The 25,970-nt window shown below is 40.9% G+C and carries 17 protein-coding genes, 5 tRNA genes and 4 pseudogenes; 3 read left to right on the top strand and 23 right to left on the bottom strand.

The window, feature by feature from the left end; all coding sequences use genetic code 11:
- Positions 1-110: 110 nt before the first annotated feature.
- From sucD to truA, 3 genes and pseudogenes are all read right to left on the bottom strand, one after another.
- Positions 111-993, bottom strand: a pseudogene (sucD, locus tag QT327_RS17940) (succinate--CoA ligase subunit alpha).
- A gap of 268 nt (positions 994-1,261) precedes the next feature.
- Positions 1,262-3,081, bottom strand: a pseudogene (locus QT327_RS17935) (ABC transporter ATP-binding protein).
- 88 nt (positions 3,082-3,169) lie between these two features.
- Entirely contained in the window at positions 3,170-3,937 is a 768-nt protein-coding gene (gene truA / locus QT327_RS17930) for a tRNA pseudouridine(38-40) synthase TruA (RefSeq protein WP_013665691.1), read from the bottom strand.
- Between the two features lie 132 nt (positions 3,938-4,069).
- Here truA and QT327_RS17925 point away from each other — a divergent pair, with 132 nt between their 5' ends.
- The gene (locus QT327_RS17925) at positions 4,070-4,549 is read left to right on the top strand and encodes a DUF4293 domain-containing protein (protein ID WP_013665690.1); all 480 of its coding nucleotides are present in this window, start codon (positions 4,070-4,072) and stop codon (positions 4,547-4,549) included.
- 213 nt (positions 4,550-4,762) lie between these two features.
- Positions 4,763-6,043: pseudogene (locus QT327_RS28550) on the top strand (OmpA family protein); the annotation flags it as partial.
- 90 nt (positions 6,044-6,133) lie between these two features.
- Here the strand turns inward: QT327_RS28550 and QT327_RS17910 are convergent.
- Genes QT327_RS17910 through QT327_RS17900 form a run of 3 tightly spaced genes read right to left on the bottom strand, consistent with a single transcriptional unit; the run spans position 6,134 to position 8,406 of the window.
- Complete coding sequence (locus QT327_RS17910) at positions 6,134-6,424, bottom strand: hypothetical protein (RefSeq protein ID WP_289553608.1); 291 nt, start codon at positions 6,422-6,424, stop codon at positions 6,134-6,136.
- A gap of 32 nt (positions 6,425-6,456) precedes the next feature.
- Positions 6,457-7,788 carry a hypothetical protein gene (locus tag QT327_RS17905; protein WP_130856896.1) on the bottom strand — a complete coding sequence of 444 codons (1,332 nt, stop codon included), beginning with the start codon at positions 7,786-7,788 and terminating at the stop codon, positions 6,457-6,459.
- Between the two features lie 15 nt (positions 7,789-7,803).
- Positions 7,804-8,406, bottom strand: coding sequence for an RNA polymerase sigma factor (locus tag QT327_RS17900; RefSeq protein ID WP_130856895.1), 603 nt, complete (start codon positions 8,404-8,406; stop codon positions 7,804-7,806).
- 409 nt (positions 8,407-8,815) lie between these two features.
- On the opposite strand from QT327_RS17900, the gene lysS reads away from it, so the two are divergent.
- Positions 8,816-10,534, top strand: coding sequence for a lysine--tRNA ligase (gene lysS, locus QT327_RS17895; protein WP_130856893.1), 1,719 nt, complete (start codon positions 8,816-8,818; stop codon positions 10,532-10,534).
- Between the two features lie 70 nt (positions 10,535-10,604).
- Here the strand turns inward: lysS and QT327_RS17890 are convergent, their stop codons facing one another.
- The 17 genes and pseudogenes from QT327_RS17890 to hpf form a co-directional block, all read right to left on the bottom strand.
- Positions 10,605-11,414 (bottom strand): SDR family NAD(P)-dependent oxidoreductase, encoded by an 810-nt coding sequence (locus QT327_RS17890; RefSeq protein ID WP_013665684.1) that lies wholly within the window; start codon positions 11,412-11,414, stop codon positions 10,605-10,607.
- A gap of 112 nt (positions 11,415-11,526) precedes the next feature.
- Positions 11,527-11,832, bottom strand: coding sequence for a DUF3467 domain-containing protein (locus QT327_RS17885; protein ID WP_013665683.1), 306 nt, complete (start codon positions 11,830-11,832; stop codon positions 11,527-11,529).
- Positions 11,833-11,957: 125 nt separating this feature from the next.
- Positions 11,958-16,237, bottom strand: a pseudogene (rpoC, locus tag QT327_RS17880) (DNA-directed RNA polymerase subunit beta').
- A gap of 78 nt (positions 16,238-16,315) precedes the next feature.
- Positions 16,316-20,125 carry a DNA-directed RNA polymerase subunit beta gene (gene rpoB / locus QT327_RS17875; RefSeq protein ID WP_013665681.1) on the bottom strand — a complete coding sequence of 1,270 codons (3,810 nt, stop codon included), beginning with the start codon at positions 20,123-20,125 and terminating at the stop codon, positions 16,316-16,318.
- A gap of 159 nt (positions 20,126-20,284) precedes the next feature.
- On the bottom strand, positions 20,285-20,665 hold the full coding sequence (gene rplL, locus QT327_RS17870) for a 50S ribosomal protein L7/L12 (protein WP_130856890.1): 381 nt from the start codon (positions 20,663-20,665) through the stop codon (positions 20,285-20,287).
- Positions 20,666-20,735: 70 nt separating this feature from the next.
- Entirely contained in the window at positions 20,736-21,254 is a 519-nt protein-coding gene (gene rplJ, locus QT327_RS17865) for a 50S ribosomal protein L10 (RefSeq protein WP_013665679.1), read from the bottom strand.
- Between the two features lie 2 nt (positions 21,255-21,256).
- On the bottom strand, positions 21,257-21,955 hold the full coding sequence (rplA, locus tag QT327_RS17860; protein ID WP_013665678.1) for a 50S ribosomal protein L1: 699 nt from the start codon (positions 21,953-21,955) through the stop codon (positions 21,257-21,259).
- Positions 21,956-21,978: 23 nt separating this feature from the next.
- Positions 21,979-22,422: a 50S ribosomal protein L11 gene (gene rplK / locus QT327_RS17855; protein WP_013665677.1), complete on the bottom strand. Its 444-nt coding sequence runs from the start codon at positions 22,420-22,422 to the stop codon at positions 21,979-21,981.
- A gap of 228 nt (positions 22,423-22,650) precedes the next feature.
- A complete protein-coding gene (gene nusG / locus QT327_RS17850; RefSeq protein WP_013665676.1) occupies positions 22,651-23,196 on the bottom strand; it encodes a transcription termination/antitermination protein NusG in 546 nt (181 codons plus the stop codon).
- A gap of 19 nt (positions 23,197-23,215) precedes the next feature.
- Positions 23,216-23,410, bottom strand: a complete 195-nt coding sequence (secE, locus tag QT327_RS17845; protein ID WP_013665675.1) for a preprotein translocase subunit SecE — start codon at positions 23,408-23,410, stop codon at positions 23,216-23,218.
- An 84-nt stretch (positions 23,411-23,494) separates the two neighbouring features.
- A tRNA-Trp gene (locus QT327_RS17840) sits at positions 23,495-23,565 on the bottom strand.
- 53 nt (positions 23,566-23,618) lie between these two features.
- The gene (gene tuf, locus QT327_RS17835; protein WP_013665674.1) at positions 23,619-24,806 is read right to left on the bottom strand and encodes an elongation factor Tu; all 1,188 of its coding nucleotides are present in this window, start codon (positions 24,804-24,806) and stop codon (positions 23,619-23,621) included.
- Between the two features lie 58 nt (positions 24,807-24,864).
- Positions 24,865-24,936: transfer RNA gene (locus QT327_RS17830), tRNA-Thr, on the bottom strand.
- A 55-nt stretch (positions 24,937-24,991) separates the two neighbouring features.
- Positions 24,992-25,064, bottom strand: a tRNA-Gly gene (locus tag QT327_RS17825).
- A gap of 94 nt (positions 25,065-25,158) precedes the next feature.
- Positions 25,159-25,242 (bottom strand) — tRNA-Tyr (locus QT327_RS17820).
- A 7-nt stretch (positions 25,243-25,249) separates the two neighbouring features.
- Positions 25,250-25,322, bottom strand: a tRNA-Thr gene (locus tag QT327_RS17815).
- 290 nt (positions 25,323-25,612) lie between these two features.
- A complete protein-coding gene (hpf, locus tag QT327_RS17810; RefSeq protein WP_013665673.1) occupies positions 25,613-25,963 on the bottom strand; it encodes a ribosome hibernation-promoting factor, HPF/YfiA family in 351 nt (116 codons plus the stop codon).
- Positions 25,964-25,970 lie beyond the last annotated feature (7 nt).

Genomic DNA, 25,970 nt, shown 5'->3' with positions numbered 1-25,970 from the left:
ATATACGAAAAAAGCCCGATTTTTTTTCGGGCTTTATATTTATGTTGTCAGCTGATCGTAATTTAACATTTAACCTGCAGCTTCCATATCAATGATCTTTTTAATGAAGCTTAGGCTTGTACTTTCGCTAATTCTTCAGCGATAGCAACACCGATTTCGGCAGGAGATTCTACTACACGGATTCCGCATTCACGCATGATCTTCATTTTCGCTGCTGCGGTGTCGTCAGCTCCACCGACGATCGCTCCGGCATGTCCCATTCTGCGTCCCGGAGGCGCAGTCTGTCCGGCAATGAAACCAACCACTGGTTTAGTGCCATGCTCTTTGATCCAACGGGCTGCTTCAGCTTCCATTCCGCCGCCGATTTCGCCAATCATAATAATACCCTCTGTCTCGGGATCGTTCATCAATAACTCTACTGCCTCCTTTGTAGTGGTGCCGATAATAGGGTCTCCACCAATACCAATAGCTGTTGTAATTCCTAATCCGGCTTTTACCGTTTGGTCTACTGCTTCATATGTTAAAGTACCCGATTTGGAAACAACTCCGACATTACCTTTTTTGAAGATAAAACCAGGCATGATGCCGATTTTCGCTTCATCAGCAGTAATAATACCTGGACAATTCGGTCCGATTAAACGAGATTTTTTATCTTTTAGATATTCCTTCACCTGGATCATATCTTTTGTAGGAATACCTTCTGTAATACAAACGATAACTTCCACTCCTGCACTCGCAGCTTCCATGATTGCATCCGCAGCAAACGCGGGGGGGGACGAAAATAATGGATACGTTAGCACCCGTAGTATCTACCGCGTCTTGAACCGTATTAAACACAGGGCGGTCTAAATGAGTCTGCCCTCCTTTTCCAGGAGTTACACCACCTACTACATTGGTACCATACTCGATCATTTGTGACGCATGGAACGAACCTTCAGTGCCGGTAAAGCCCTGAACTATAACTTTTGAATCTTTATTTACAAGTACACTCATTGGTCGAATTTTTGTATGGCAAACTTACTAAATTCATTTTAAAATAAGGGAAAGAGATTTAAAATAGCTTTCAGCCAATTGTACGTTTTAGGTTATAAGTTTTAAGCCATAAGCTTTGGGCTGTAAGCTTTAGGCTGTAAGCTATAAGCTGCGATCCTTAAAGATACTTGTTTCGATTGCAAGGGCCCTAGATTTATGTACACTGCAACCAGCCGCAGGGTATCCCGGCGAACAACGAATAACCGGCAACGAATTACCAACAGCCACATTAAATGCCCGCAGAGTGGAACTGCAAATCATATAAGCGCTTATAATAGCCATTTAGATGAAGGAGTTCCTGGTGATTGCCTATCTCCTTTATTTCACCATGGTCGAGCACAATGATTTTGTCGGCTTTCTGAATAGTAGACAAACGATGAGCAATGACAATGGAGGTTCGATTTTTCATCAGCTTGTCAATAGCGGCCTGAATCAGCAACTCTGTTTCAGTATCTACGGAGGAAGTCGCTTCGTCAAGCACAAGGATCTTGGGATCGTGGACCAAAGCTCTTATAAAGGATATTAACTGGGCTTGCCCTGCCGACAGAGTGGATCCTCGTTCCCTAACCTGATAGTCATAACCGCCAGGTAGGCGCTCAATAAATTCATGTGCTCCCACCCTCTTTGCTGCCTCTATCATGGCCTCCCGAGTAATGCTTGCATCGTAAAGACTTATATTATTAGCTACCGTATCGGAAAAAAGAAAAACGTCCTGCAGGACGGTTGCAATTGTTTTACGCAGATAGTTAATGTCATACGACCGGATATCGACACCGTCTAATCGGATCGATCCTTTACTGATCTCATAAAACCTACTAAGAATATTGATGGTGGAAGACTTACCCGCACCGGTTGCGCCGACTAAGGCCAGCGTTTCACCGGCCTTTACGGTAAAGCTCACATCCTTGAGCACCCATTTTACGCTGTGATCGTCAACGATCGGATCCGGTAAGTTTAATTTCTTGTTCGTTTCAATATAATCGTCATAGGTAAACCAAACATGATCGAAGGTGATATCTCCCTTTATTTTTTCCGGTTTTAAAATTCCATCGTTTGGAGTCTTTTCATCCGTATCTAAAACAGTAAAGATACGCTCTGCCCCTACCATTCCCATTTGGAGTGTGTTAAATTTATCAACTAATTCTCGGATAGCCGAAAAATCATATTGATATACATAATAAAGGCAACCACAACACCGGGTGAGATACGCCCTGCCAAAATAGATTTAGAACCATACCAAACAAGTAATCCCAAGGCGATGGCCATGATAATCTCGATAACCGGAAAAAAAATGGAAAAATACCAATTAGAACGAATATGGGCATTTCGATGTTCCGCGTTAATCGCTTTAAACTTATCCATTTCTTGTTTCTCACGAGCAAAGAATTGGATAATGCTGACACCTGAAATATGCTCTTGCAAGAAGGTATTCAAATTGGATACCCAATGCCTCACATCCTGAAAGGCAGACTTCATGGCTTCTTGAAAGAAATGAGTAGCAATAACCATCAACGGCATCGGTATTAATACAATGAGTGTCAACTCCCAATCAGTATAGAACATGACACCTATGATCACAATCAACTGCAAAATATCACCAATGATTTGTATTAATCCCTCAGAAAATATATCGGCAATGGTTTCCAAGTCCGATATTGTACGAGTTATCAGTCTACCAATTGGAGTCTTATCGAAATACTTCAGCCGAAGATCCGTGATATGATTAAAGGTCTCAATTCGGAGATCGCGAATAACAGACTGTCCCAACGAATTGGTCAGCAAGGTGTGATAATATCTGATAGCGGTTTGAAAAATCAGCAAACCGAACATGATTAAGGTCATGATATTCAGTCCCTGATAGTTGTTCTTTAAAATAAACTGATCAAGGGTATATTCTACCAACATCGGTAAAAGAGGAGAGATACCTGCTACAATAAGGGTGAGTATAACCGACCAAACAAAATAGGTTCGATAGGGTCTTAAATATTTTCCCAGTCTGCGTAACAGTTGGGTGTCATATGTTCTACCTGTTATCTTTGCTTCACTCATTTTTACATTCGCTGCGTTCAGCCCTCAGATATCAGCCTACAGCTTTTTAATTATTGATACACCGTCCGTTTTAAAGGAACTTTTTACTTTATTTTTCGTCCCAGGGATACAAAACCTCGGTAAGATATAATCCACAAGCAGGCACCGAAACACCTGCCATGCTTCTGTTCTTGCTATTGATGACTTCGTGAATATAATTTAAATCGCGTTTTCCGTTTCCAATTTCCATTAAAGTACCAACTATTGCCCTTACCATATTCCTCAAAAACCGATCAGCCGATATATAAAAAACCAGACGCCCTCCATCAAGCCATTGCCATTCTGCCTTCGTAAGCTGACAGTTATTGGTAAAAACTTGTGTATGTGATTTACTGAAACAGCTGAAATCCTTATATTTCATCATGTGTCGCGCGGCCTCGTTCATCGCTTCCACATCCGGTCGATCCCTTAATTGCCAAGAAAAGCCATGCAGGAATGGATTCTTACCGAAGTGTATATGATACTCGTAAGATCGTTTGATCGCATCAAAACGAGCGTGCGCATTAGGAGCAACAACAAAAAGTTGCTTTACCGCAATATCTGTCGGTAATAGCGCGTTCAAACCTGTCACAATGCGTTCTTCATTGCCTTCAATCGCACCAACCGCATCGTCAAAGTGTGCAAAGAGCTGCTTTGCGTGTACACCGGTATCCGTTCTTCCGCAGCCAACCGTATTAACTGGCACCCGTAATAGGGTACCCAAAGCTTTATTAAGTACCTCCTGCACGCTAATTGCATTTTCCTGTATTTGCCAGCCATGGTAAGCTCCCCCATGGAAAGCAAGTTCTACAAAATATCTTTTCGTTGCTGATTTCACTACCTGCAAACTTAGATAAAAGTAGGTAGATTTTTGACATCCATAAGAAAGACTTTCTCCATATCCAAGGTGTACTTATACCTTGCGCGTTGATACGAATATATTATCTTTGTAGCAATATATATTTTTTACATGATACAACGTATACAAACTGTTTGGCTATTGTTGGCTTCGGTGACTATCCTAGTCTTATTTTTATTCCCATATGCACAATTTTCTGACAACAGCGGGATTGCCATGGCATTAAAAGTAACAGGGGTTTTAAATAACACCGGGGGCCGTAATCAGTTGAGCACGTCTTTCACTTTTATCCTTCAGGCAATCGCAACAATTTTATTGGCGGTATTACCGCTGATCACCATTTTAAAATATAAAAACAGAAAAAAACAGGTAAGTCTGATCTTAGTTACTCTTTTATTGGTCATTCTCTTTGCTTTTTGGCTGTTTCTGTCTGCTAATAGTGCTGTTGAAGCAGTTAACAAAAGTCTCGAACTAAATAATATCGGTATCGGTGCGTTACTTATCCCTCCCTATATTATTTTTCTACTCTTAGCGCTTAAAGGCATTAATCACGATACCAAACTTATCAAGTCGGCAGATCGTTTACGATAACTGTATCTTTTTGAGGAAATGTGTGAAAAAGAGCGAGAAATCGTCCTTTTTTTAGCACATTTCCCGCTCCTCCTTCCAAATAAAAGCATCTAATAATCAATCCGTTACATCAACCAAGCAGAAAATGGTCTAATTTTTGGTAATACAGCATCAAATTTCAGAAAACAATTTAGACACGAAATTAAATTTTATGATCAAGAACTTTAGACTAAAAAAACAAACTCTTTAGTCGCTTTAGCACTTTTAGCTTCTGCGCCTGCATTTGCTCAAACCACCCAGGTAAATGATGTTAAGCCATTTGCTCCTGAGAGCGAATTTAGAACCTGGTCAATCGGTGTTGGAGCCGGGGTGATTAATCAATGGAACATTATCGGATTAAGAAAGGACTTCGGTTCATCAGAAAGTCAATTGGGTTATAATTTTTATGTAAAAAAGCAAATTACACCTGCATTCGGACTGAGAGCTGAATATTTAGGAGGAAAATTAAGTGGTAGCGCCGAAGGAAGTAATGATAAATTTTCCACTAAGCTTCCGTGGTCGGCCGCTTTAAGTGCCGACATTACATTGGCGAATATTAGTTGGAGACATCAACAGGGTGTAATTAAACCTTATTTGACAGTAGGATTGGGAGCACTCAATTACAATCCAACAATAACAATGGGCGGTGTGGAACAAGAGCTTGGCTCAACCACCAAAGCGTTTATTCCTGCAGGCTTAGGTTTCAAATTCGGTGTAGCTAATGGGATCAATATAGATTTAGGTTACCAAGTCAATTTGGCAAATACCGGTACGCTTGATGGTTTAAGCACCAACAAAGTAGATATGTTCTCTTATGTACATGCCGGTCTTGAATTCGCTTTGGGAGATGCTACAAAACCATTCCTAGGCAATCGTAATCCTGTAGTCGATATGCGTAAAGAATATCAGGCAAGTTATGACGAATTAGCGACAGCTTTGAAAGCACAAAAAGAGGAAAATGAAGCGTTAAAAGCTCAATTAACAACTGATTTAGCAGATGATGACGGTGATGGTGTTGCGAATAAATTTGATAAGTGCCCAGGCACCGCAGCTGATGCAAAAGTAGATGGATCGGGCTGCCCGCTTCCTGAAGCTAAAAAAGTAGTACAACAAATCACCGTAACGGAAGAAGATCGTCGGGTAGTAGATGAAGCTATTAAAAACTTAGAGTTTGATCTAAGTAAAGCAACGATTCGTCCTACATCTTATCCAAGCTTAGATAAGGTGGCCAGGTTATTAGTAGAGAAGAATTTCAGTCTTAAATTGGCAGGACATACCGATAACACAGGTTCAATGAAATTGAATATGCGTTTGTCAAAAGAACGTGCGGAAGCTGTTAAAGCTTACTTAGTAAGTAAAGGAGCTAATCCATCACGTATTGAAGCAACCGGTTATGGACCAACTCAACCAATTGCGACGAATGCGACAGCAGAAGGACGACAAGCTAATCGTCGAGTAGAATTCACACTTTATTAATGAACAGTATCGTTATCTAAAATAAAAAGGACATCAATAGATGTCCTTTTTATTTTAGATATTTTAAGAAACTCCAAGCCTTCCTAACCTTCAGATAATTTTTTGCTCATCGTTAATATATGCTTCGCGCTCAAAACAAATAGTTCGATAAGCACGATTCGGATCCTTACAAATCCACCATCTTACCAGCCACTCACCAATATACCAAATGTAAAAGGGTAAAATCAACAATTCCAATTGTTGCCTCAGATGAATTTTTTCATGTCTTAACAACTGCATAGAAACCCCTCGATTTCGCAGCGATGTATTCGCAATGACAAAAGGCCATAAAGCCATTGCTTGCACTTTACTGCTTGCCGGGATAATATAGTAAACCTTCATAAGCCTTATGCGCGATCAACTCACCTAAGTTACTAAAAACTGGTAATTACACGAATGCCGCCATAACGAAGATTCATATTTTGATTGGATAAGCTACCGATTGGAATCTTGAAAAACGGTTCAACGGCGATACCCACTTTTCTCGAAATAGGCATTTTTCTTCCCACTGAAAAGTTGAGAAACCCGGAATAGCCATTCCCTTGAAATGGTGTCTCTTCCGCTTTTTCACTGACGTTATTCACTTGGAATTCCGGCTGGCTGAAAGCATAGCCTTCCGTGTTTTGAATTGTCCTATTTGTTGGTGTCCGAGTCAAAAAGTTATTGGTCCGATCTTCATTTAATACCGCAAAAAAGGAAATACCCGCACTGGCATAAAATTGTTTACTCACCTGATATTTAATATCAATTGGGATGTCCAAAGCTAACAAATTAGTATTTATCGACGTTAGCTCTTTGGTTTCAAGCGATTTTGCATTTAGTGTCGGAGATGCGTCGCTTAGTGAAGCTGAAACGGGCGAATTCATGGTTCCGTTCGATGCGTTGGGTGACGACTGATGGAATCCTAAATCAACCAAAGAAACACCAGAACCAATAGATACTTTTTTGGATATGTTATACGCTACGGTTACCCCCCCTCCCATATTGAAACGTTCTTCTGTTAGCGAGGGCGCAAACACAACGCCTACATTCCAGCGCTTATTTCCGGAATAGTCGGCATTATTCATCAATGCACGTTCAGAAGAATTCGACGACGAGCTGTTCTCCCTCAACATGCTAATTAATGCTTCTTCCTTTTCTTTAGATGTATCTTCGATAATTTTGCCTTTTTGTTGCACTTGCTCCGAATTCGGCTCCTCTCTTTCGATACTAGAGCCATTAGAAGATAAAGCTTCATTTTTCTTTTGATCAAATTGCGCTATGCGATTATCAATTTTGGTCGGTTGTTCCTTATTAAATACTTCTGCGAAAGTAGATGCGCTTTTTCCTTCAGAACCTCTGTTAGATGACTGGGCCAGTAGGCTCCCATTACGTTTGTTATTATGCTCAGCACTTGTCTCCCCAGTAATCACCGGAGAGGCTTGTTGCAGCAAAGAATCTCCTTTAGATTCCCCAGATCCGTTATTTTGTGTATAAGTTATTGCAGGTGGAATTTGCTTGTCAACATTATTTCTATTCATAAAAAGCGCCACCCCCAATAAAACGGCAGCTGCCACGCCCCCAAGGTACCAAATTGGTACAACCTTTCTTCCTTGCTTTTGCGTGCTTGCAAATCGTTCCCATGCCCCTTCTCTATAAGGCGCTGAATGCTCTCGCAAGACTTCAGCCATACGATCGATCAGTTCCTTATTATCTTTTTCTTTCATAGTAAATTCTATACTTTATTGTTTTCCTATGGCGAACTCCTCAATATAAAGCTTCCGTAACCGCTGTTTTGCCCGGGTTAAGTATGTTCTGGATGTACTGTCAGGTATATTTAACATTTTTCCAATCTCTTCATGTGCATATCCTTCGATTTCGTATAAGTTGAAAATGATCCGTTGAATTTCGGGTAATCTCTCTAAAAGCTTTAGGATATCTTCTGCAAAGAGCTTGTCGGAAGCATTAACCAAAACCGGTTTAACTTCTTGCTCACCTACATCCTCCATTGCCACCATATTTTTTTGAGATCGTAATAAGTCAATGGATAAATTTGCTGCTATTCTTGCTAGCCAACCTCTAAATGATTTTTCAAGAACATTTCCTTCACCTACTCTGTTGAATCGAGGCAGATTTTTAAACGCTTTAATAAATGTTTCATTTACCAGCTCTTCCGCATCGTATTCGCTTTTTATATACCTTGCCACTACTGCTAACACGTATCCATAGTACTTTTTGTAGATAAATTCTTTAGCCCGTTCCGCATCCGTTTGGACACAAGCATCCAAGGCACTTTCTAGTGTTAATGTCTTCTTTTTACTTAAAAATCCTAAACGGTAATTCACTACAGCAATACTACTAATTGGAAAGCCCCATCTATTTAATTAGCAAATAAACAAAGCTTATTCAAAAATACGCAAACCTGCTAAAAAAGATGTTCTTATTTTTGGTACACAAAGGATTTCCCTGATACACCTTTTTATTTTCAAATTAGCTTGTAGCTGCTGTCAATTCCGTCTCGTAGTTCTTTTTAACCATACATCGGTATAACGATAAAAACAACAAAACGCTACAGCACACGTATTGATAAATAACTAAAAACCGCTAAAATACACTCCTTTTTACGCCTTACTCCTTTGCATATCAGGCCAATTTTATCTAAGTTTGCGAAAAATCAGAACCGAGGTTATTTCGTAAATCAGTATACAGAAGCCCATGTTCTTTCTCCTTCAAGTGAGTACATATTTTAACTAAATGAGCAGCATTTTATCAGAACAGGAAGTATTGCGCCGACAGGCTTTAGATCAATTGATCCAATTAGGAATAGAACCTTATCCTGCAGAGGCATTTGACATTAATGCTAACGCACGGGACATCCATGAAAATTATGATCGCGACAAGCTGAATTATAAAAATATTAGTATTGCAGGTCGTATGATGAGTAGGCGAGTGATGGGAAGTGCTTCTTTCTTTGAACTTCAAGATTCGACAGGTCGTATTCAGGTTTATCTGACAAGAGATGAGCTTTGCCCCACCGAGGATAAAACATTATATAACACCGTTTTTAAAAAATTATTGGATATTGGAGATTTCGTTGGTGTAAAGGGACACGTTTTTACAACGCAGACCGGAACAATATCCATCCATGCAACTGAATTGACATTGCTAGCAAAATCGCTGAAACCTCTGCCGATAGTTAAGGAAGCAGATGGAAAAGTGTTCGATGCCGTAACCGATCCTGAATTTCGCTATAGACAACGTTACGTTGATTTAGTAGTAAATCCGCACGTTCGGGAAACGTTCACCAAAGTAACTAAAATCAAATCTGCCATAAGGCAATTTTTGGATGAACAGGGAGCCATTGAAGTAGACACACCGGTATTACAAAGTATACCGGGCGGTGCTGCTGCAAGACCGTTTATTACGCATCATAACGCACTTGACATCCCGTTATATTTACGGATAGCCAATGAGCTGTATTTAAAGCGCTTAATCGTTGGCGGCTACGATTGGGTGTATGAATTCAGCAGAAACTTTCGCAATGAAGGAATGGACCGAACCCATAATCCTGAATTTACGGTACTCGAATTCTATGTGGCATACAAAGATTACCTATGGATGATGGACATCACAGAGCAGCTCTTCGAGAAGGTGGCGCTAGCTACAAACGGAAAGACCACCATAACGGTTGGCGATAAGGAAATTAACTTTGCAGCTCCCTATAAACGGATCAGCATATATGATGCAATAAAAGAGCATACAGGCTTTGACGTTTCAGGCTTAGATGAGGTGGGATTACGGGATGTATGCAAGCAGCTTCATATCCCGGTAGATGAAAGCATGGGTAAGGGAAAGCTTATTGACGAGATATTTGGTGAAAAATGTGAGCATCATTATATTCAACCCACATTTATTATTGATTATCCGGTAGAGATGAGTCCTTTAACGAAGAAACATCGCAGCAAGGAAGGACTTGTTGAACGTTTTGAACTCATGGTAAATGGAAAGGAATTAGCGAATGCTTATTCCGAACTTAATGATCCAATAGACCAGCTTAAGCGTTTTGAGGATCAGTTGAAGTTAATGGAGCGGGGTGATGATGAGGCGATGTTTATTGATTACGACTTTCTAAGAGCGTTGGAATATGGCATGCCTCCTACCTCAGGAATCGGTATTGGTATTGATCGATTAGCAATGCTGATGACAAATCAGGCAAGTATACAAGATGTGTTGTTTTTCCCACAGATGCGACCTGAAAAAGTTATCAAAACCGCTTCTGTGACTGATTACGAGGCTCAAGGAATTCCAGCTGTTTGGGTTCCTGCATTGCAGAAAATGGGACTTATCACCATTGAGTCGTTAAAAGCAGCCAATCCAAACAAAGTCTTCAATGATTTAGGCGGATTACGGAAAAAAATGAAAATTGAATCTGCCATGCCTACGAAGGACGAGGTGATGGAATGGTTTAAATAAAAGTTGTGAGTTGTTGGTTACGAGTTGTGAGTTTTGTAAATTAAAAAGCTCATAACCCACAACGGGCAACTCACAACTCCGAATGTCTATCCAACGATTTCTTATAGGTCTTACCCGTCTGCTTAATAATAAACTCCTTCCGGAGTAAAAAAGACAATTTGCTACTTAAACGATTGAGAAATCCGGGAATATAAGTCGATTTTCTTTTTTTGAAAGCCAGCAATCCTTCTTTTGCAACCTGTTGTACCGGCATCAGATAACCGCGAAGTTCATTAAAGCCGTCGCCTGCCGTCATTTCCGTAGCAATACCTCCCGGTAAAAATATCGTAAGCGACAATTCTTTATTATCTAGCTCCTGTGAAAGAGCCGAAGCGAAGTTAAGTAGAAACCCCTTAGTACCTGCATAAGCTGCCTGGAAGGGCGTTGGGAAAATTGCTGCCATACTGGAGACGATCATGATACCACCGACAGATTTTTTTTTCTCAAAGTACGCGACCAATTGGGTTGTCATATAGGTAACGCTAATGATATTGATTTGGATCATTTGGTTAAATTGTTCCTTTGGCAGCGCCAAGTGTTTCCCCAAATAGGTAACGCCCGCATTTAAGATAGCTGCATACAAGTCTCGTCGGCTTATAATTGTTTCCAGAATTTCTTCAATCTGCTCGGGTTGGGATAAATCTGCAACAACAATATCAACACTTGATTCCGTTTCACTTTCTATGGTAATCTTCAATTGTTCCAACCGCTCTTTACGACGAGCTAGCAAAATTAAATTCGCGCCATGTTGAACAGCTAACTGCCTCGCCATCTCCTCTCCCAATCCCGATGAGGCGCCGGTAACCAATATCCACTTATCCTTAAAATTTAGATTTTTCATGTACTTGCAATTCGTTATTCATTATTGGCTGTTGGTCAGATTCCGCCATGCGTTTCATAAAAATATCACAAGGCTAAAATCAATACCATCAACGAACAACTCATAACCAAGCTTAAGCTTGCGCTGTTGGACCTCCGAAGTTCATTGGAAATGGGGGTTCCTCATGCGTATCAATTTTGCCATTCATGGCTTCATACTTCGCGATATTATCTTGAAAAGCCTTCATTAATCGTTTCGCATGCTCAGGTGTTAAGACGATTCTCGACTTTACTTTCGCTTTTGGAATTCCTGGCATTACGCGAATGAAGTCGACAACAAATTCTGTATGGGAGTGCGTTATGATTGCTAGATTTGAATATATGCCTTCGGCGATATCTTCGGTAAGTTCTATGTTCAATTGATTATCCTGTTCTTCCATATTGATTTAATGGTAAGCATGTATGTCTAAATGATATCTAGCGGTAAAGATAATAAATAGGAAACAAAAAACCCCGAAGAACACTAGCCTTCGGGGTTTTATAATATAAAGTGAATAAACAACTATTAAACTTCTTCTTTAGAAGCCAACAACTGATCATATTCCTCTTTAGATCCAACGATGATACGGTCATAATTACGTAAACCGGTACCCGAAGGGATTAAGTGTCCGACAATAACATTCTCTTTCAATCCTAGTAAATCATCGCGTTTACCACTAATAGCCGCTTCGTTTAACACTTTGGTAGTTTCCTGGAAAGACGCTGCCGATATAAACGATTTGGTTCCCAATGATGCACGTGTAATACCTTGAAGCATTGGACTGGAAGTAGCAGCAATTGCATCACGCACCTGTACCAGTTTTAGATCTCGACGTTTCAAACTAGAATTCTCTTCTCGCAGTTTACGTAGAGACACGATCTGACCAGCTTTCAGTACATTTGAATCACCTGGATCAGTTACCACTTTCTTATCGTACATACTGTCGTTCTCTTCGATAAAATCCCATTTGTTAACAGCATCCTTTTCCAAGAAGCGGGTATCGCCTGGGTCTTCGATCATGACCTTTTGCATCATTTGATGTACAATTGTCTCAAAGTGTTTATCATTAATTTTCACACCTTGCAGACGGTAAACTTCCTGAATACCGTTTACTAAATACTCTTGTACAGCAGCTGGCCCCTTTATCGCTAAAATATCAGACGGCGAAATAGAGCCGTCAGAAAGCGGCATACCTGCCTTCACGAAGTCATTATCTTGTACTAAAATGTGTTTAGAAAGTGGCACTAAGTATTTCTTCACTTGGCCATCACGTGATTCTATTTGAATTTCACGGTTACCACGTTTAACTCCCCCTAACGTTACTACCCCGTCGATTTCTGTTACGACAGCTGGATTAGAAGGGTTTCTTGCTTCAAACAATTCAGTTACACGCGGTAGACCCCCCGTAATATCGCGGGTCTTCCCAGCTGAACGAGGAATTTTCGCGATAATTTCCCCCACTTTTGCTTTACCGGCATTATCCACAGCAATGTGGGCACCAACCGGTAAGTTGTAGGTACGGATTACATCACCTGCATTATCCAAAATTTTGATCGCCGGGTTCTTCGTTTTATCACGCGTATCGATGATTACTTTCTCGCGGTGTCCGGTTTGTTCATCAGACTCTTCACGATAGGTAACACCTTCTATGATCGCATCAAATTCAACCGTACCTGCAAATTCAGAAATAATAACCGCGTTGTACGGATCCCAAGAACAGATTCTATCGCCCTTCGTTACCTTATCACCATCGGCAATGTATAGGAACGAACCGTAAGGAATGTTATTGGTCATCAGTACCTTCTTAGATTCCGGATCAAGAATGCGGAATTCACCTGAGCGGCCCAATACGATGTGCAATTTACCTTCTTCCGTTTCGCGCTCTACCGAACGCATATTCTCGAATTCAACGATACCGTCAAATTTAGCAACGATTTGCGACTCAGCAGCAATGTTAGAAGCCGTACCACCCACGTGGAACGTACGAAGTGTAAGCTGTGTACCTGGCTCACCGATAGACTGAGCGGCGATAACACCAACCGCTTCTCCCATTTGAACACGTTTACCCGACGCAAGGTTACGTCCATAACACAAGGCACAAACACCGCGCTTGCTTTCGCAAGTTAATACCGAACGAATTTCTATACCTTCTACTGAAGAACGCTCTATCTTCTCTGCAATCTCTTCCGTAATATCTTGATCAGCACTAACCAATAGTTCATTGCTTACCGGATCATACACATCGTGCAGCGAAGTACGTCCTAGTATACGGTCATATAAAGGTTCAACGATGTCTTCGTTATCTTTCAGAGCAGTAGTGAAAATACCTCTCAATGTACCACAATCCTCCTCGGTAACGATCATATCTTGCGCGACATCGTGCAAACGACGAGTTAAGTACCCGGCGTCAGCTGTCTTTAATGCTGTATCCGCAAGACCTTTACGAGCACCGTGCGTTGAGATAAAGTACTCGAGTACCGATAAACCTTCCTTAAAGTTGGATAAAATTGGGTTTTCGATAATTTCACCTCCTGACGAACCGGATTTTTGTGGTTTCGCCATCAATCCCCGCATTCCACAGAGCTGACGAATCTGCTCCTTAGAACCACGGGCACCTGAATCCAGCATCATATAAACCGAATTAAAGCCTTGGTTATCATTGGATAAAATATCCATCACATTGGCAGTCAAACGGTTGTTAATACGCGTCCAGATATCGATAATTTGGTTATAACGTTCGTTATTGGTAATGAATCCCATATTATAGTTATTCATCACTTCTTCTACTTCACGTGTTGCTTGCTCAATTAAACCAGCTTTCGCATCCGGAATATTAAGATCTTGTAAGTTAAATGATAAACCTCCACGGAACGCCATTTGGAAACCAAGTTCTTTAATATCATCCAAGAACTTCGCTGCTCTGGCCATACCAGTGGTTTTCACCACATCGCCGATGATATCACGTAAAGACTTCTTCGTAAGTAGCTCATTGATATAACCTACCTCTTCCGGAACTACTTGATTGAATAAAACCCTACCAACGGTTGTATCAATTAATTGCTTAACGATATTACCATCTTTATCCTTTACATTAGTTTTAACCTTAATAAAGGCGTGTAAATCAATTTTCTTCTCGTTATAAGCAATGATAACTTCTTCCGGCGAGTAGAAGGTCATATCCTGGCCTTTTACCACACGCGAATCATCTGTTCTACGTCCCTTTGTAATGTAATAAAGTCCCAAAACCATGTCCTGAGAAGGTACGGTAATCGGTGTACCATTCGCCGGGTTCAAGATGTTATGAGCGGCTAACATTAGTATTTGAGCCTCCAAAATAGCTGCATTTCCTAAAGGCAAATGCACCGCCATCTGGTCACCGTCAAAGTCGGCGTTGAACGCTGTACACACTAAGGGGTGAAGCTGAATCGCCTTTCCTTCCACTAATTTCGGCTGAAAAGCCTGGATACCTAAACGGTGCAACGTAGGTGCACGGTTAAGAAGAACAGGGTGTCCTTTCAATACGTTTTCCAAAATATCCCAAACAATCGGATCTTTACGGTCAACGATTTTTTTGGCTGATTTCACTGTTTTTACAACCCCGCGTTCAATCATTTTACGGATAATAAACGGTTTGTATAATTCAGCAGCCATATCTTTAGGCAATCCGCACTCATGCAGTTTCAGGTTTGGTCCAACCACAATAACGGAACGTGCCGAATAGTCAACACGCTTACCTAATAAGTTCTGACGGAAACGCCCTTGTTTACCTTTTAGGATATCGGAAAGTGATTTTAGTGCACGGTTACCTTCCGTCTTCACGGCATTCACTTTACGGGAGTTATCGAATAATGAATCCACAGCTTCCTGAAGCATACGCTTTTCGTTACGTAAAATTACTTCAGGTGCTTTGATTTCGATCAAACGTTTTAAACGGTTATTTCTAATAATAACACGGCGATATAAGTCGTTCAAATCTGACGTAGCAAAGCGCCCACCTTCCAAAGGAACTAAAGGACGTAACTCGGGAGGAATAACCGGAACGATTTTAACAATCATCCACTCCGGACGATTTTCAATACGCTCGCGTGACCCGCGGAAAGCTTCAACTACTTGAAGGCGTTTTAATGCTTCATTTTTACGTTGTTGCGAAGTCTCATTAGCGGCTTGGTGACGTAAATCATATGACAATTGATCTAAATCAATTCGTTGCAATAATTCTTCCAACGCTTCAGCCCCCATCTTCGCCACAAACTTCTGAGGATCCTTATCGTCAAGATATTGATTCTCCTTTGGTAAAGTATCCAATATATCCAGATACTCTTCCTCCGTTAAGAAATCCATGTACTGGATGCCATCTTCTTCCTTTATACCAGGCTGGATTACGACATATCGCTCATAGTAGATAATCATATCCAACTTCTTAGTTGCAAACCTAGTAAATATCCAATCTTATTTGGAAGTGAACGAAAATACCAGATATGAGCTACCGGAACAACCAAATTAATATGTCCCATGCGCTCTCTACGCACCTTCTTTTCAGTAACTTCTACGCCACATCGATCGCAGACGATACCTTTATAACGAATACGCTTATACTTACCGCAATGGCATTCGTAATCCTTTACAGGACCGAAGATACGCTCACAAAACAGACCATCACGCTCCGGCTTATAAGTACGGTAGTTAATGGTTTCCGGTTTTAATACTTCACCGCTGGAACGCTCCAAAATAGCTTCTGGAGACGACAAGCTGATCGTAATCGAGGTGAAGTTGCTTTTTATTTTATTATCTTTCTTGTAAGACATAGCTCTTTTTAGTTATGAGTTATACGTAATAAGTTGTACGTACAAATACTTAGGACGCACAACTTAAAATTTAAAACTCTATTCTAACGTGATATCTAAACCTAAGCCGCGAAGCTCATGTACCAATACATTGAATGATTCAGGTACAGATGGCGTAGGCAAATTATCGCCTTTAACGATTGCTTCGTAGGTCTTGGCTCTACCGATAACATCATCTGACTTAACAGTAAGAATCTCTTGTAGAATGTTGGATGCACCAAATGCTTCCAGCGCCCATACCTCCATCTCACCAAAACGTTGGCCACCAAATTGCGCTTTACCACCAAGCGGTTGCTGCGTAATAAGGGAGTATGGTCCAATAGAACGTGCGTGCATCTTGTCGTCTACCATGTGACCTAATTTAAGCATGTAAATTACACCAACAGTAGTTGGCTGGTCAAATCGCTCACCCGTTAAACCATTATATAAATAGGTTCTTCCGGAAGCAGGTAAACCGGCTTTAGCGACCCACTCCTCCACTTCTTCAGTGGAAGCTCCATCAAATATCGGTGTTGCAAACTTCACACCTAGTTTTTGTCCTGCCCAACCAAGAACGGTTTCATAAATCTGTCCAAGGTTCATACGAGAAGGTACCCCAAGTGGGTTTAATACAATATCTACAGGTGTTCCGTCTTCTAAGAAAGGCATATCCTCATCACGTACAATACGCGCTACGATACCCTTATTTCCGTGACGACCCGCCATCTTATCACCTACTTTAAGCTTGCGTTTCTTCGCGACGTAAACTTTAGCCATCTGCACAATACCGGATGGTAGTTCATCACCTACTGTAATGGCAAATTTATCACGACGATAAGCTCCAAGCTCCTCATTCAATTTGATATTATAGAAGTGTAAAGCCTGTTTTACCAGCTCGTTCTTGTCGTCGTCTGTGGTCCATTTAGAAGGGTTGATATTAGCAAAGTCAAGTTCAGCCAACATCTTCTGCGTAAATTTAGCTCCCTTAGGAATCAAAAGCTCTTTGTATACGTTATACACACCTTGTGATGTTTTGCCATTTACAATAGCAAATAATTTATCGATCAGGCGTTCTCTTAATTGACGAACGGCACGCTCATGATTAAGATCCAAACGTTCCAAAGCAGCTTTTTCCTCTTTCTTGTCAGCTTTTTTAGCACGCGAAAAGAGCTTTGTATCAATTACCACCCCACGGATTGACGGAGGTGTTTTTAAAGATGCATCTTTTACATCGCCTGCTTTATCACCAAAGATTGCACGTAAGAGCTTTTCTTCGGGAGAAGGATCGGATTCACCCTTAGGTGTAATTTTACCAATCAGAATATCTCCTTCGCGCACTTCTGCCCCAATACGGATAATACCGTTTTCATCTAAATCTTTGGTTGCTTCTTCAGAAACGTTGGGAATATCAGAAGTAAGCTCTTCTTCCCCGCGTTTAGTATCACGCACCTCCAATTCAAATTCTTCGATATGTAAAGAAGTGAATATATCTTGGCTTACCACTCGTTCAGAAATAACGATCGCATCCTCGAAGTTATATCCTTGCCATGGCATGAAAGCAACTTTCAGGTTACGCCCCAAAGCGAGTTCACCGTTTTCGGTCGCATAGCCCTCGCATAACACTTGTCCTTCAACCACACGTTGTCCTTTACGAACAATAGGCTTCAAGTTAATACAGGTGCTCTGGTTTGTTTTCTTGAACTTGATTAAGCGATATGTTTTAATATCATCGTCGAAAGAAACTAATTTCTCATCTTCGTTCCGATCATAGCGAATTTTTATCTCGTTCGCATCAACGTACTCAACCACTCCGTTGCCTTCCGCATTAATTAAGGTACGGGAGTCACTCGCTACACGGCCTTCCAATCCAGTACCCACAATAGGCGCTTGTGGACGCAATAATGGAACTGCTTGACGTTGCATGTTTGATCCCATTAATGCACGGTTCGCATCATCGTGTTCCAAGAACGGAATCAATGAAGCTGCAATCGAAGTAATTTGGTTCGGTGCAATGTCCATTAAATCTAAACGTTCCGGTTCGATGATTGGGAAGTCACCTTCGAAGCGGGCTTTCACTTTCGGTGTAGTGAAATTACCTTTTTCGTCATATTCTGCATTGGCCTGTGCGATGGTTTTGCCATCTTCGTCCTCTGCCGATAAATAAACGACGGGCTCTTCCACCACTACCCTACCATCTTGAACTTTTCGATAAGGAGTTTCGATAAAACCGAGGTTATTGATTTTTGCGTGTACACATAAGGAAGAAATCAAACCGATGTTCGGACCTTCCGGTGTTTCAATCGTACATAGGCGGCCGTAGTGCGTATAGTGAACGTCACGAACCTCAAAACCGGCACGCTCTCGCGAAAGCCCCCCCGGTCCGAGGGCAGAAAGACGACGCTTATGTGTGATTTCAGCTAATGGATTGGTTTGATCCATAAACTGCGATAACTGGTTGGTTCCGAAGAATGAATTGATAACAGACGATAAAGTACGTGCATTGATCAAATCAGTTGGAGTAAACACCTCGTTATCTCGAATATTCATTCGCTCGCGAATTGTACGTGCCATACGAGAAAGTCCTACCCCAAATTGGGCATATAACTGCTCGCCTACGGTGCGCACACGTCGATTAGACAAGTGATCAATATCATCCACTTCCGCCTTCGAATTGATCAGATTTATCAAGTACTTAACAATGGCAATGATATCTTGCTTCGTTAATACTTTGATCTCATCAGGCGTATCCAATTGCAATTTACGGTTAATGCGGTAACGTCCCACATCACCCAAGTCATATCGTTTATCAGAGAAGAATAAGCGCTCAATAATACCACGAGCTGTTTCTTCATCAGGTGGTTCCGCATTTCTTAACTGACGGTAAATGTGCTCTACCGCTTCTTTCTCTGAGTTGGAAGTATCTTTCTGTAAAGTGTTATAGATGATAGAATAATCAGCGTTATTTGAGCTATCTTCTTTAGTGAGAATGATAGACTTAACACCGGCATCTATAATCATGTCGATATGATCGTCTTCCAGAATCGTTTCACGTTCCAGGATAATTTCGTTACGATCAATCGATACAACTTCTCCGGTATCTTCATCTACAAAGTCTTCAACCCATCTTTTCAGAACTCTAGCAGCCAATTTACGGCCAACTAATTTCTTCAAGCCGGATTTGCTAACTTTGACTTCGTCGGCCAATTCGAATAACTCAAGGATATCTTTATCCGAGTCATAACCAATAGCACGCAAAAGAGTCGTTACCGGGAATTTCTTTTTACGGTCGATATAAGCGTACATGACATTATTAACATCAGTAGCAAATTCGATCCAAGACCCTTTGAAAGGAATCACCCTCGCAGAGTATAGTTTGGTGCCATTGGTATGGCGGCTTTGGCCAAAGAATACACCGGGCGAACGGTGAAGTTGCGATACGATTACCCGCTCTGCGCCATTGATAACGAAAGTACCTTTGGGTGTCATATAAGGGATAGTTCCCAAATACACATCTTGTACTATGGTTTCGAAATCTTCGTGTTCTTCATCATTACATGATAAACGTAACTTAGCTTTTAGCGGAACGCTATAAGTTAAGCCGCGTTCGATACATTCCTGAATATCATAACGTGGCGGATCGATGAAATAATCCAAAAATTCAAGCACAAAAATGTTTCTTGAATCAGAAATAGGGAAGTTTTCAGAAAAAACTTTGAACAGCCCTTCCTGGTGGCGGTTATCAGAAGTTGTTTCCAATTGGAAAAACTCCTTGAAAGACTGCAATTGCACATCCAGAAAGTCGGGATAGTCGATGACTCTTTTGCTGGTTGCAAAGTTTACTCTTTCGTTACGAATATCTTTGTTTGCCAAGGGAATTATATTTTAGTTTAAATTAAACTTCACGCGACATGTTTTAACCGAAAGATGGTTCTGTACAGTCCAACAGTATTTTTGGGATAATATAAACGGCAATAGACCCCAGTAGAAATACCGGAGTCTAAAACCATTTAGGATCTCTTTAGATGAGAATTACTTAATCTCAACAACAGCTCCTGCTTCTTCCAGTTGTTTTTTCAAAGCTTCAGCTTCATCTTTAGCAACACCAGCTTTTAATTCTTTAGGAGCGCCGTCAACTAAATCTTTAGCTTCTTTAAGGCCTAAACCAGTTAAATCTTTCACTAATTTAACAACAGCCAATTTCTGACCACCGGCTTCTTTCAAGATTACATCAAAAGATGTTTTCTCTTCAGCAGCAGCAGGAGCATCACCACCTGCAGCAGGGCCAGCAACAGCTACAGCTGCAGCAGCTGGCTCAATACCATACTCATCTTTTAAGATTTGAGCTAACTCGTTAACTTCTTTTACTGTTAAGTTTACTAACTGCTCAGCAAACGCTTTTAAATCTGCCATTTTATTTTAAATTTTTGAATTTACTTTTTTCTATTAAACTATTGTTACTTGAACGGTTTTAATGGTTCCGTTAACCTCTTTCCTGTAAAGTTTTCACCAAACCTGCGATTGTACTTCCACCCGACTTAAGAGCAGAAACAACATTCTTAGCAGGTGATTGAAGCAATCCAATGATATCGCCGATAAGCTCTTCTTTCGATTTCAGAGCAACTAACGAATCTAATTGGGCATCTCCAACAAATACCGAAGCATCAATATAAGCTCCCTTCAAGATCGGCTTATCACCCTCTTTACGGAGTTCTTTGATCAATTTCGCAGGAGCATTACCTGTTTCAGAGAAAAGGATAGTAGAAGCACCTTTTAGCACCCCTTTTAGTTCTTCTGAATCAACTCCGGCTGCTTCTAAAGCTTTAACGATCAATGAATTCTTAGCTACTTGAATTTTGATACCTCTTTCAAAGCATTTGCGACGGATATTGTTAACTTTTGCAACAGTCAAATCAGCAGTATCAGTAATATAGAAATTACCGTAAGATTTGATCTGATCAGTTAAAGCTTGAACAATTTCTTGTTTTTCTTCTTTTCTCATGATTAAATCCCCGCTACTGATTTAGTTTCCACTTGAATACCCGGACTCATTGTTGAAGAGAGGTGGATACTCTTAAAATATGTTCCTTTCGCTGCAGACGGCTTCAATTTTGAAATTGTTTGGATTACTTCCAACGCATTATCATAAATCTTGTCTGCATCAAATGACACTTTACCAACTGAAGCATGAATGATACCGGTCTTGTCAACCTTGAAATCAATCTTACCGCCTTTTACTTCAGTAACTGCTTTACCCACATCTTGGGTAACCGTTCCTGACTTAGGGTTAGGCATTAGGTTTCTAGGGCCTAAAATACGACCCAATCTACCTACTTTAGCCATCACGCTAGGCATGGTAATAATGATATCAACATCGGTCCATCCACCCTCAATTTTGCTGATATACTCATCTAAACCTACATAATCCGCACCCGCTGCTTTAGCTTCTTCCTCCTTATCCGGAGTACACAAAACTAAAACACGTACGGTCTTACCGGTTCCATGAGGCAAGGTAGCTATACCACGAACCATCTGATTTGCTTTACGTGGATCTACGCCCAAACGAACATCGATATCCACGGACGCATCAAACTTGGTAGTGGTAATCTCCTTTACAAGTGCTGCTGCCTCCTGCAAAGTATACGCTTTACCAGCTTCAATTTTGGATAGTGCCGCCTTTTGATTTTTTGTTAATCTAGCCACTTTCTTAAACTGATTTCTGTTAATTAATTGTTCCAGGGTGCATCACCACTTACAGTGATACCCATACTACGTGCTGTACCAGCCACCATTTTCATGGCCGACTCTACTGTAAAAGCGTTTAAGTCGCTCATTTTATCTTTGGCGATAGCTTCAACTTGTTCCCAAGTAACTTTACCTACCTTTTTACGGTTAGGTTCGCCCGAGCCTCCCTTTATGCCTGCTACTTCAATAAGTTGAACAGCAACCGGTGGAGTCTTGATGATAAAATCGAAAGACTTGTCAGCATACACAGTAATTACAACCGGTAATACTTTGCCTGGCTTGTCTTGGGTACGTGCATTGAACTGCTTGCAAAATTCCATGATGTTCACCCCTTTTGCACCTAAAGCAGGTCCCACAGGGGGTGATGGATTAGCTGCGCCACCCTTCACCTGTAATTTCACTAACGCACTGACTTCTTTTGCCATTTTTCGATTTAATTTAAATTACTAAATGTTTGTTAGTAAGTTGGAAGCAATATAACGTAACATTTGTTTTTTCTCACTCAAGTGGACTAAATTACGAGAAGCCCTTACACTTTTTTAGAGTGCGCAAAAATACAACAAAATTCAGAGAATAACAAAATATTTTTTTGTAAAATCTGAACTTTGTTGTATTAAGGCGAAAAATATTCGTTGGGATCGAGTAATAGAAGATTACTCCTTTTCAACTTGCATATAATTTAGTTCCAGCGGTGTCTTTCTACCAAAGACTTTCACCATCACCTTCAACTTCTTCTTCTCTTCGTTCACCTCTTCTATCTCTCCGGAGAAACCATTAAATGGTCCATCCGTTACTTTAACAGACTCTCCCACATAGTAAGGAACATTCATCATCTCGCCCTGCTCACTCATTTCATCTACTGTTCCCAGTATGCGGTTAACCTCAGCTTGTCTCAGCGGAATGGCATTACCAGCTTTGTCACCTAAAAATCCGATGACACTATTGATATTCTTTATAACATGCTCCAATTCTCCATCTAAAGCTGCTTCGAGTAAAACATATCCCGGATAATAATTTCTTTCTTTGGCGATCTTCTTTCCCTCGCGCATCTGAAAATATTTCTCCATCGGGATTAAAACCTGAGGAACCAAATGATTTATTCCTAAGCGATTAATCTCAGCCTCAATATATTGCTTTACTTTCTTCTCTTTACCGCTTACCGCGCGTACAACATACCATTTCAATTGCTGATCTGCCATTCTATAATCCTCCTTGATTTTAGGCCGTCGTACCGTAAAAAAGTTTCAATATTGCACTTGATGATTGATCCATTGCTAGTACAATCAGTGCTATGATGATTGACGCAACAAGCACCACCACCGCTGAATTCTGCAACTCCGACCATGTTGGCCAAGACACCTTCTGAGTCATCTCATGATAGGAGTCTTTTATAAAATCAAGTACATTTGCCATTGTATGATAGAGATATGTTCTTTAGACTTTAGCTAACGGTTCACTGTTAACATTTTTACGCCAACGAAACCGACTGTTATTTAGCACGGGCACAAGGATTCGAACCCTGATCAAAGGTTTTGGAGACCTCTATTCTACCATTGAACTATGCCCGTAAAACGATTAGCTAATTGGCTTTTCACCAATTAGCTAATGCCTATATGCTTAATTAAGCGATAATTTCAGTTACCTGACCAGCACCTACTGTTCTACCACCTTCGCGGATAGCAAAACGTAGACCTTTTTCCATAGCAATTGCGTTAATCAATTTTACGTTGATTGTAACGTTATCACCAGGCATAACCATTTCCACACCTTCTTGAAGCGTAATTTCTCCAGTAACGTCTGTTGTACGGAAATAGAACTGAGGACGGTATTTGTTAAAGAATGGCGTGTGACGTCCACCTTCTGCTTTTGACAATACGTAAACCTCTGCCTTGAATTCAGTGTGAGGAGTTACACTACCTGGTTTACAGATAACCATACCACGACGGATATCAGTTTTTTCAATACCACGTAATAATAAACCTACGTTATCACCAGCCTCACCGTAGTCAAGGATTTTACGGAACATTTCCACCCCTGTTACAGTAGATTTCAAGTTTTCAGCACCCATACCTAAGATCTCAACTGGATCACCGGTATTGATTACACCACGCTCGATACGTCCTGTTGCAACGGTACCACGACCTGTGATTGAGAACACATCCTCGATAGGCATCAAGAAAGGTAAGTCTGTCAAACGTGGAGGAATAGGAATGTAGTTATCAACTGCATCCATTAACTCCATGATTTTGTCTACCCACTGAGCTTCACCGTTCAATGCACCTAATGCAGAACCTTTGATTACGGGGATATCATCACCTGGATATTCATAGAATGACAATAGTTCACGAACTTCCATCTCTACCAAATCCAACAACTCAGGGTCATCAACTAAGTCAGTTTTATTCATAAATACTACAAGAGCAGGTACACCTACCTGACGAGCTAATAGAATGTGCTCGCGAGTTTGAGGCATAGGACCGTCAGTTGCAGCAACAACGATGATCGCACCGTCCATTTGTGCAGCACCTGTAACCATGTTCTTTACATAGTCAGCGTGACCTGGACAGTCAACGTGAGCATAGTGACGGCTTGCAGTTTGATACTCTACGTGAGCGGTGTTGATTGTAATACCACGCTCTTTTTCTTCAGGAGCCGAGTCAATTGAATCAAATGAACGAGCTTCTGACAAACCTTTATCTGCCAAAACTTTAGTAATAGCAGCAGTTGTAGTGGTTTTACCGTGGTCAACGTGACCGATTGTACCAATATTTAAGTGTGGTTTACTGCGGTCAAATTTCTCTTTTGCCATTTTTTATGCGTATTAGTAAGTTAATTTTTATTTTGGTTCTTTTTTATTTACACTTACGAGCCAATGATGGGACTTGAACCCATGACCTCTTCCTTACCAAGGAAGTGCTCTACCGCTGAGCTACATCGGCTTGTTTGAACAACAAAAAGCTAAAGCCGATACCGGTTTTAACTCTTTGATTCAAGAGCGGAAGACGGGTCTCGAACCCGCAACCTATAGCTTGGAAGGCTATCGCTCTACCAATTGAGCTACTTCCGCTTATTTATGATGATTTTATCGGATGTATGTCATTACAACATCTATTTTATCAGAAAATCCGATCGATGAGTACAAACACCAAACAACATCTAAATGGTGGGGGGAGAAGGATTCGAACCTTCGAAGCCGAAGCAACGGATTTACAGTCCGTCCCATTTGACCGCTCTGGAATCCCCCCAACTTAGAGCCCCCTGCCGGGATCGAACCAGCGACCTACTGATTACAAGTCAGTTGCTCTACCAGCTGAGCTAAGGAGGCAATACTATTAAGAACTTTCTACCCTTTTTGGAACCCTCTTTTCTTGATCTGACCCCCTGTGTTCCCTTTGGGACTGCAAAGATAGACAAGAAAGTATTAATTCAAAAAAAAAGTGAAAATATTTATGCTAAAAAAATGCCCGCCTGACCAAATAGCTTAATTATCAGGGAAATATTTTTCCAAATTTTTCCGCTTTCAGACAACTTCCCTTCGCTACAGTTGTAATGAACGAAAAAAATCCCTCAAGGACTTTCTCCTTAAGGGATTCTTCCAATAAAAATTGAATACGACTAGCCGAGCTCTTCTTCCTGCACTTCAGCCAGCACTTCTTTATGATGTGTCACTTTAGTTCTTGTCTTTGTTTTGTGTTTATTTATTTGCCTACGCAATGACTCTATCGCCAAATCCGTCGCTTCTTCAAAGCTTTTGGCCTGCCCTTTAGCAAAAAGCTGATTCCCTGGGATATTTAACTTAAACTCCGTAATTTTATTAGCTTCGTCTTCCACGTTTTCCAGCTTCAGATAACATTCACCTGCTATGATCTGATCAAAAAACTGATCCAGCTTGTCTACACGACGTTGAATAAAGTCTACCAATTTTCTGTCTGCTTTAAATTGAATAGATTGCGTGGTAATGTTCATAAATCCT

This window comes from Olivibacter sp. 47 (genome assembly GCF_030372825.1).
GTDB lineage: Bacteria > Bacteroidota > Bacteroidia > Sphingobacteriales > Sphingobacteriaceae > Olivibacter > Olivibacter oleidegradans.
Note: the sequence above shows the minus strand (reverse complement) of the source record. Positions and strands in the feature narration are given on the sequence as shown.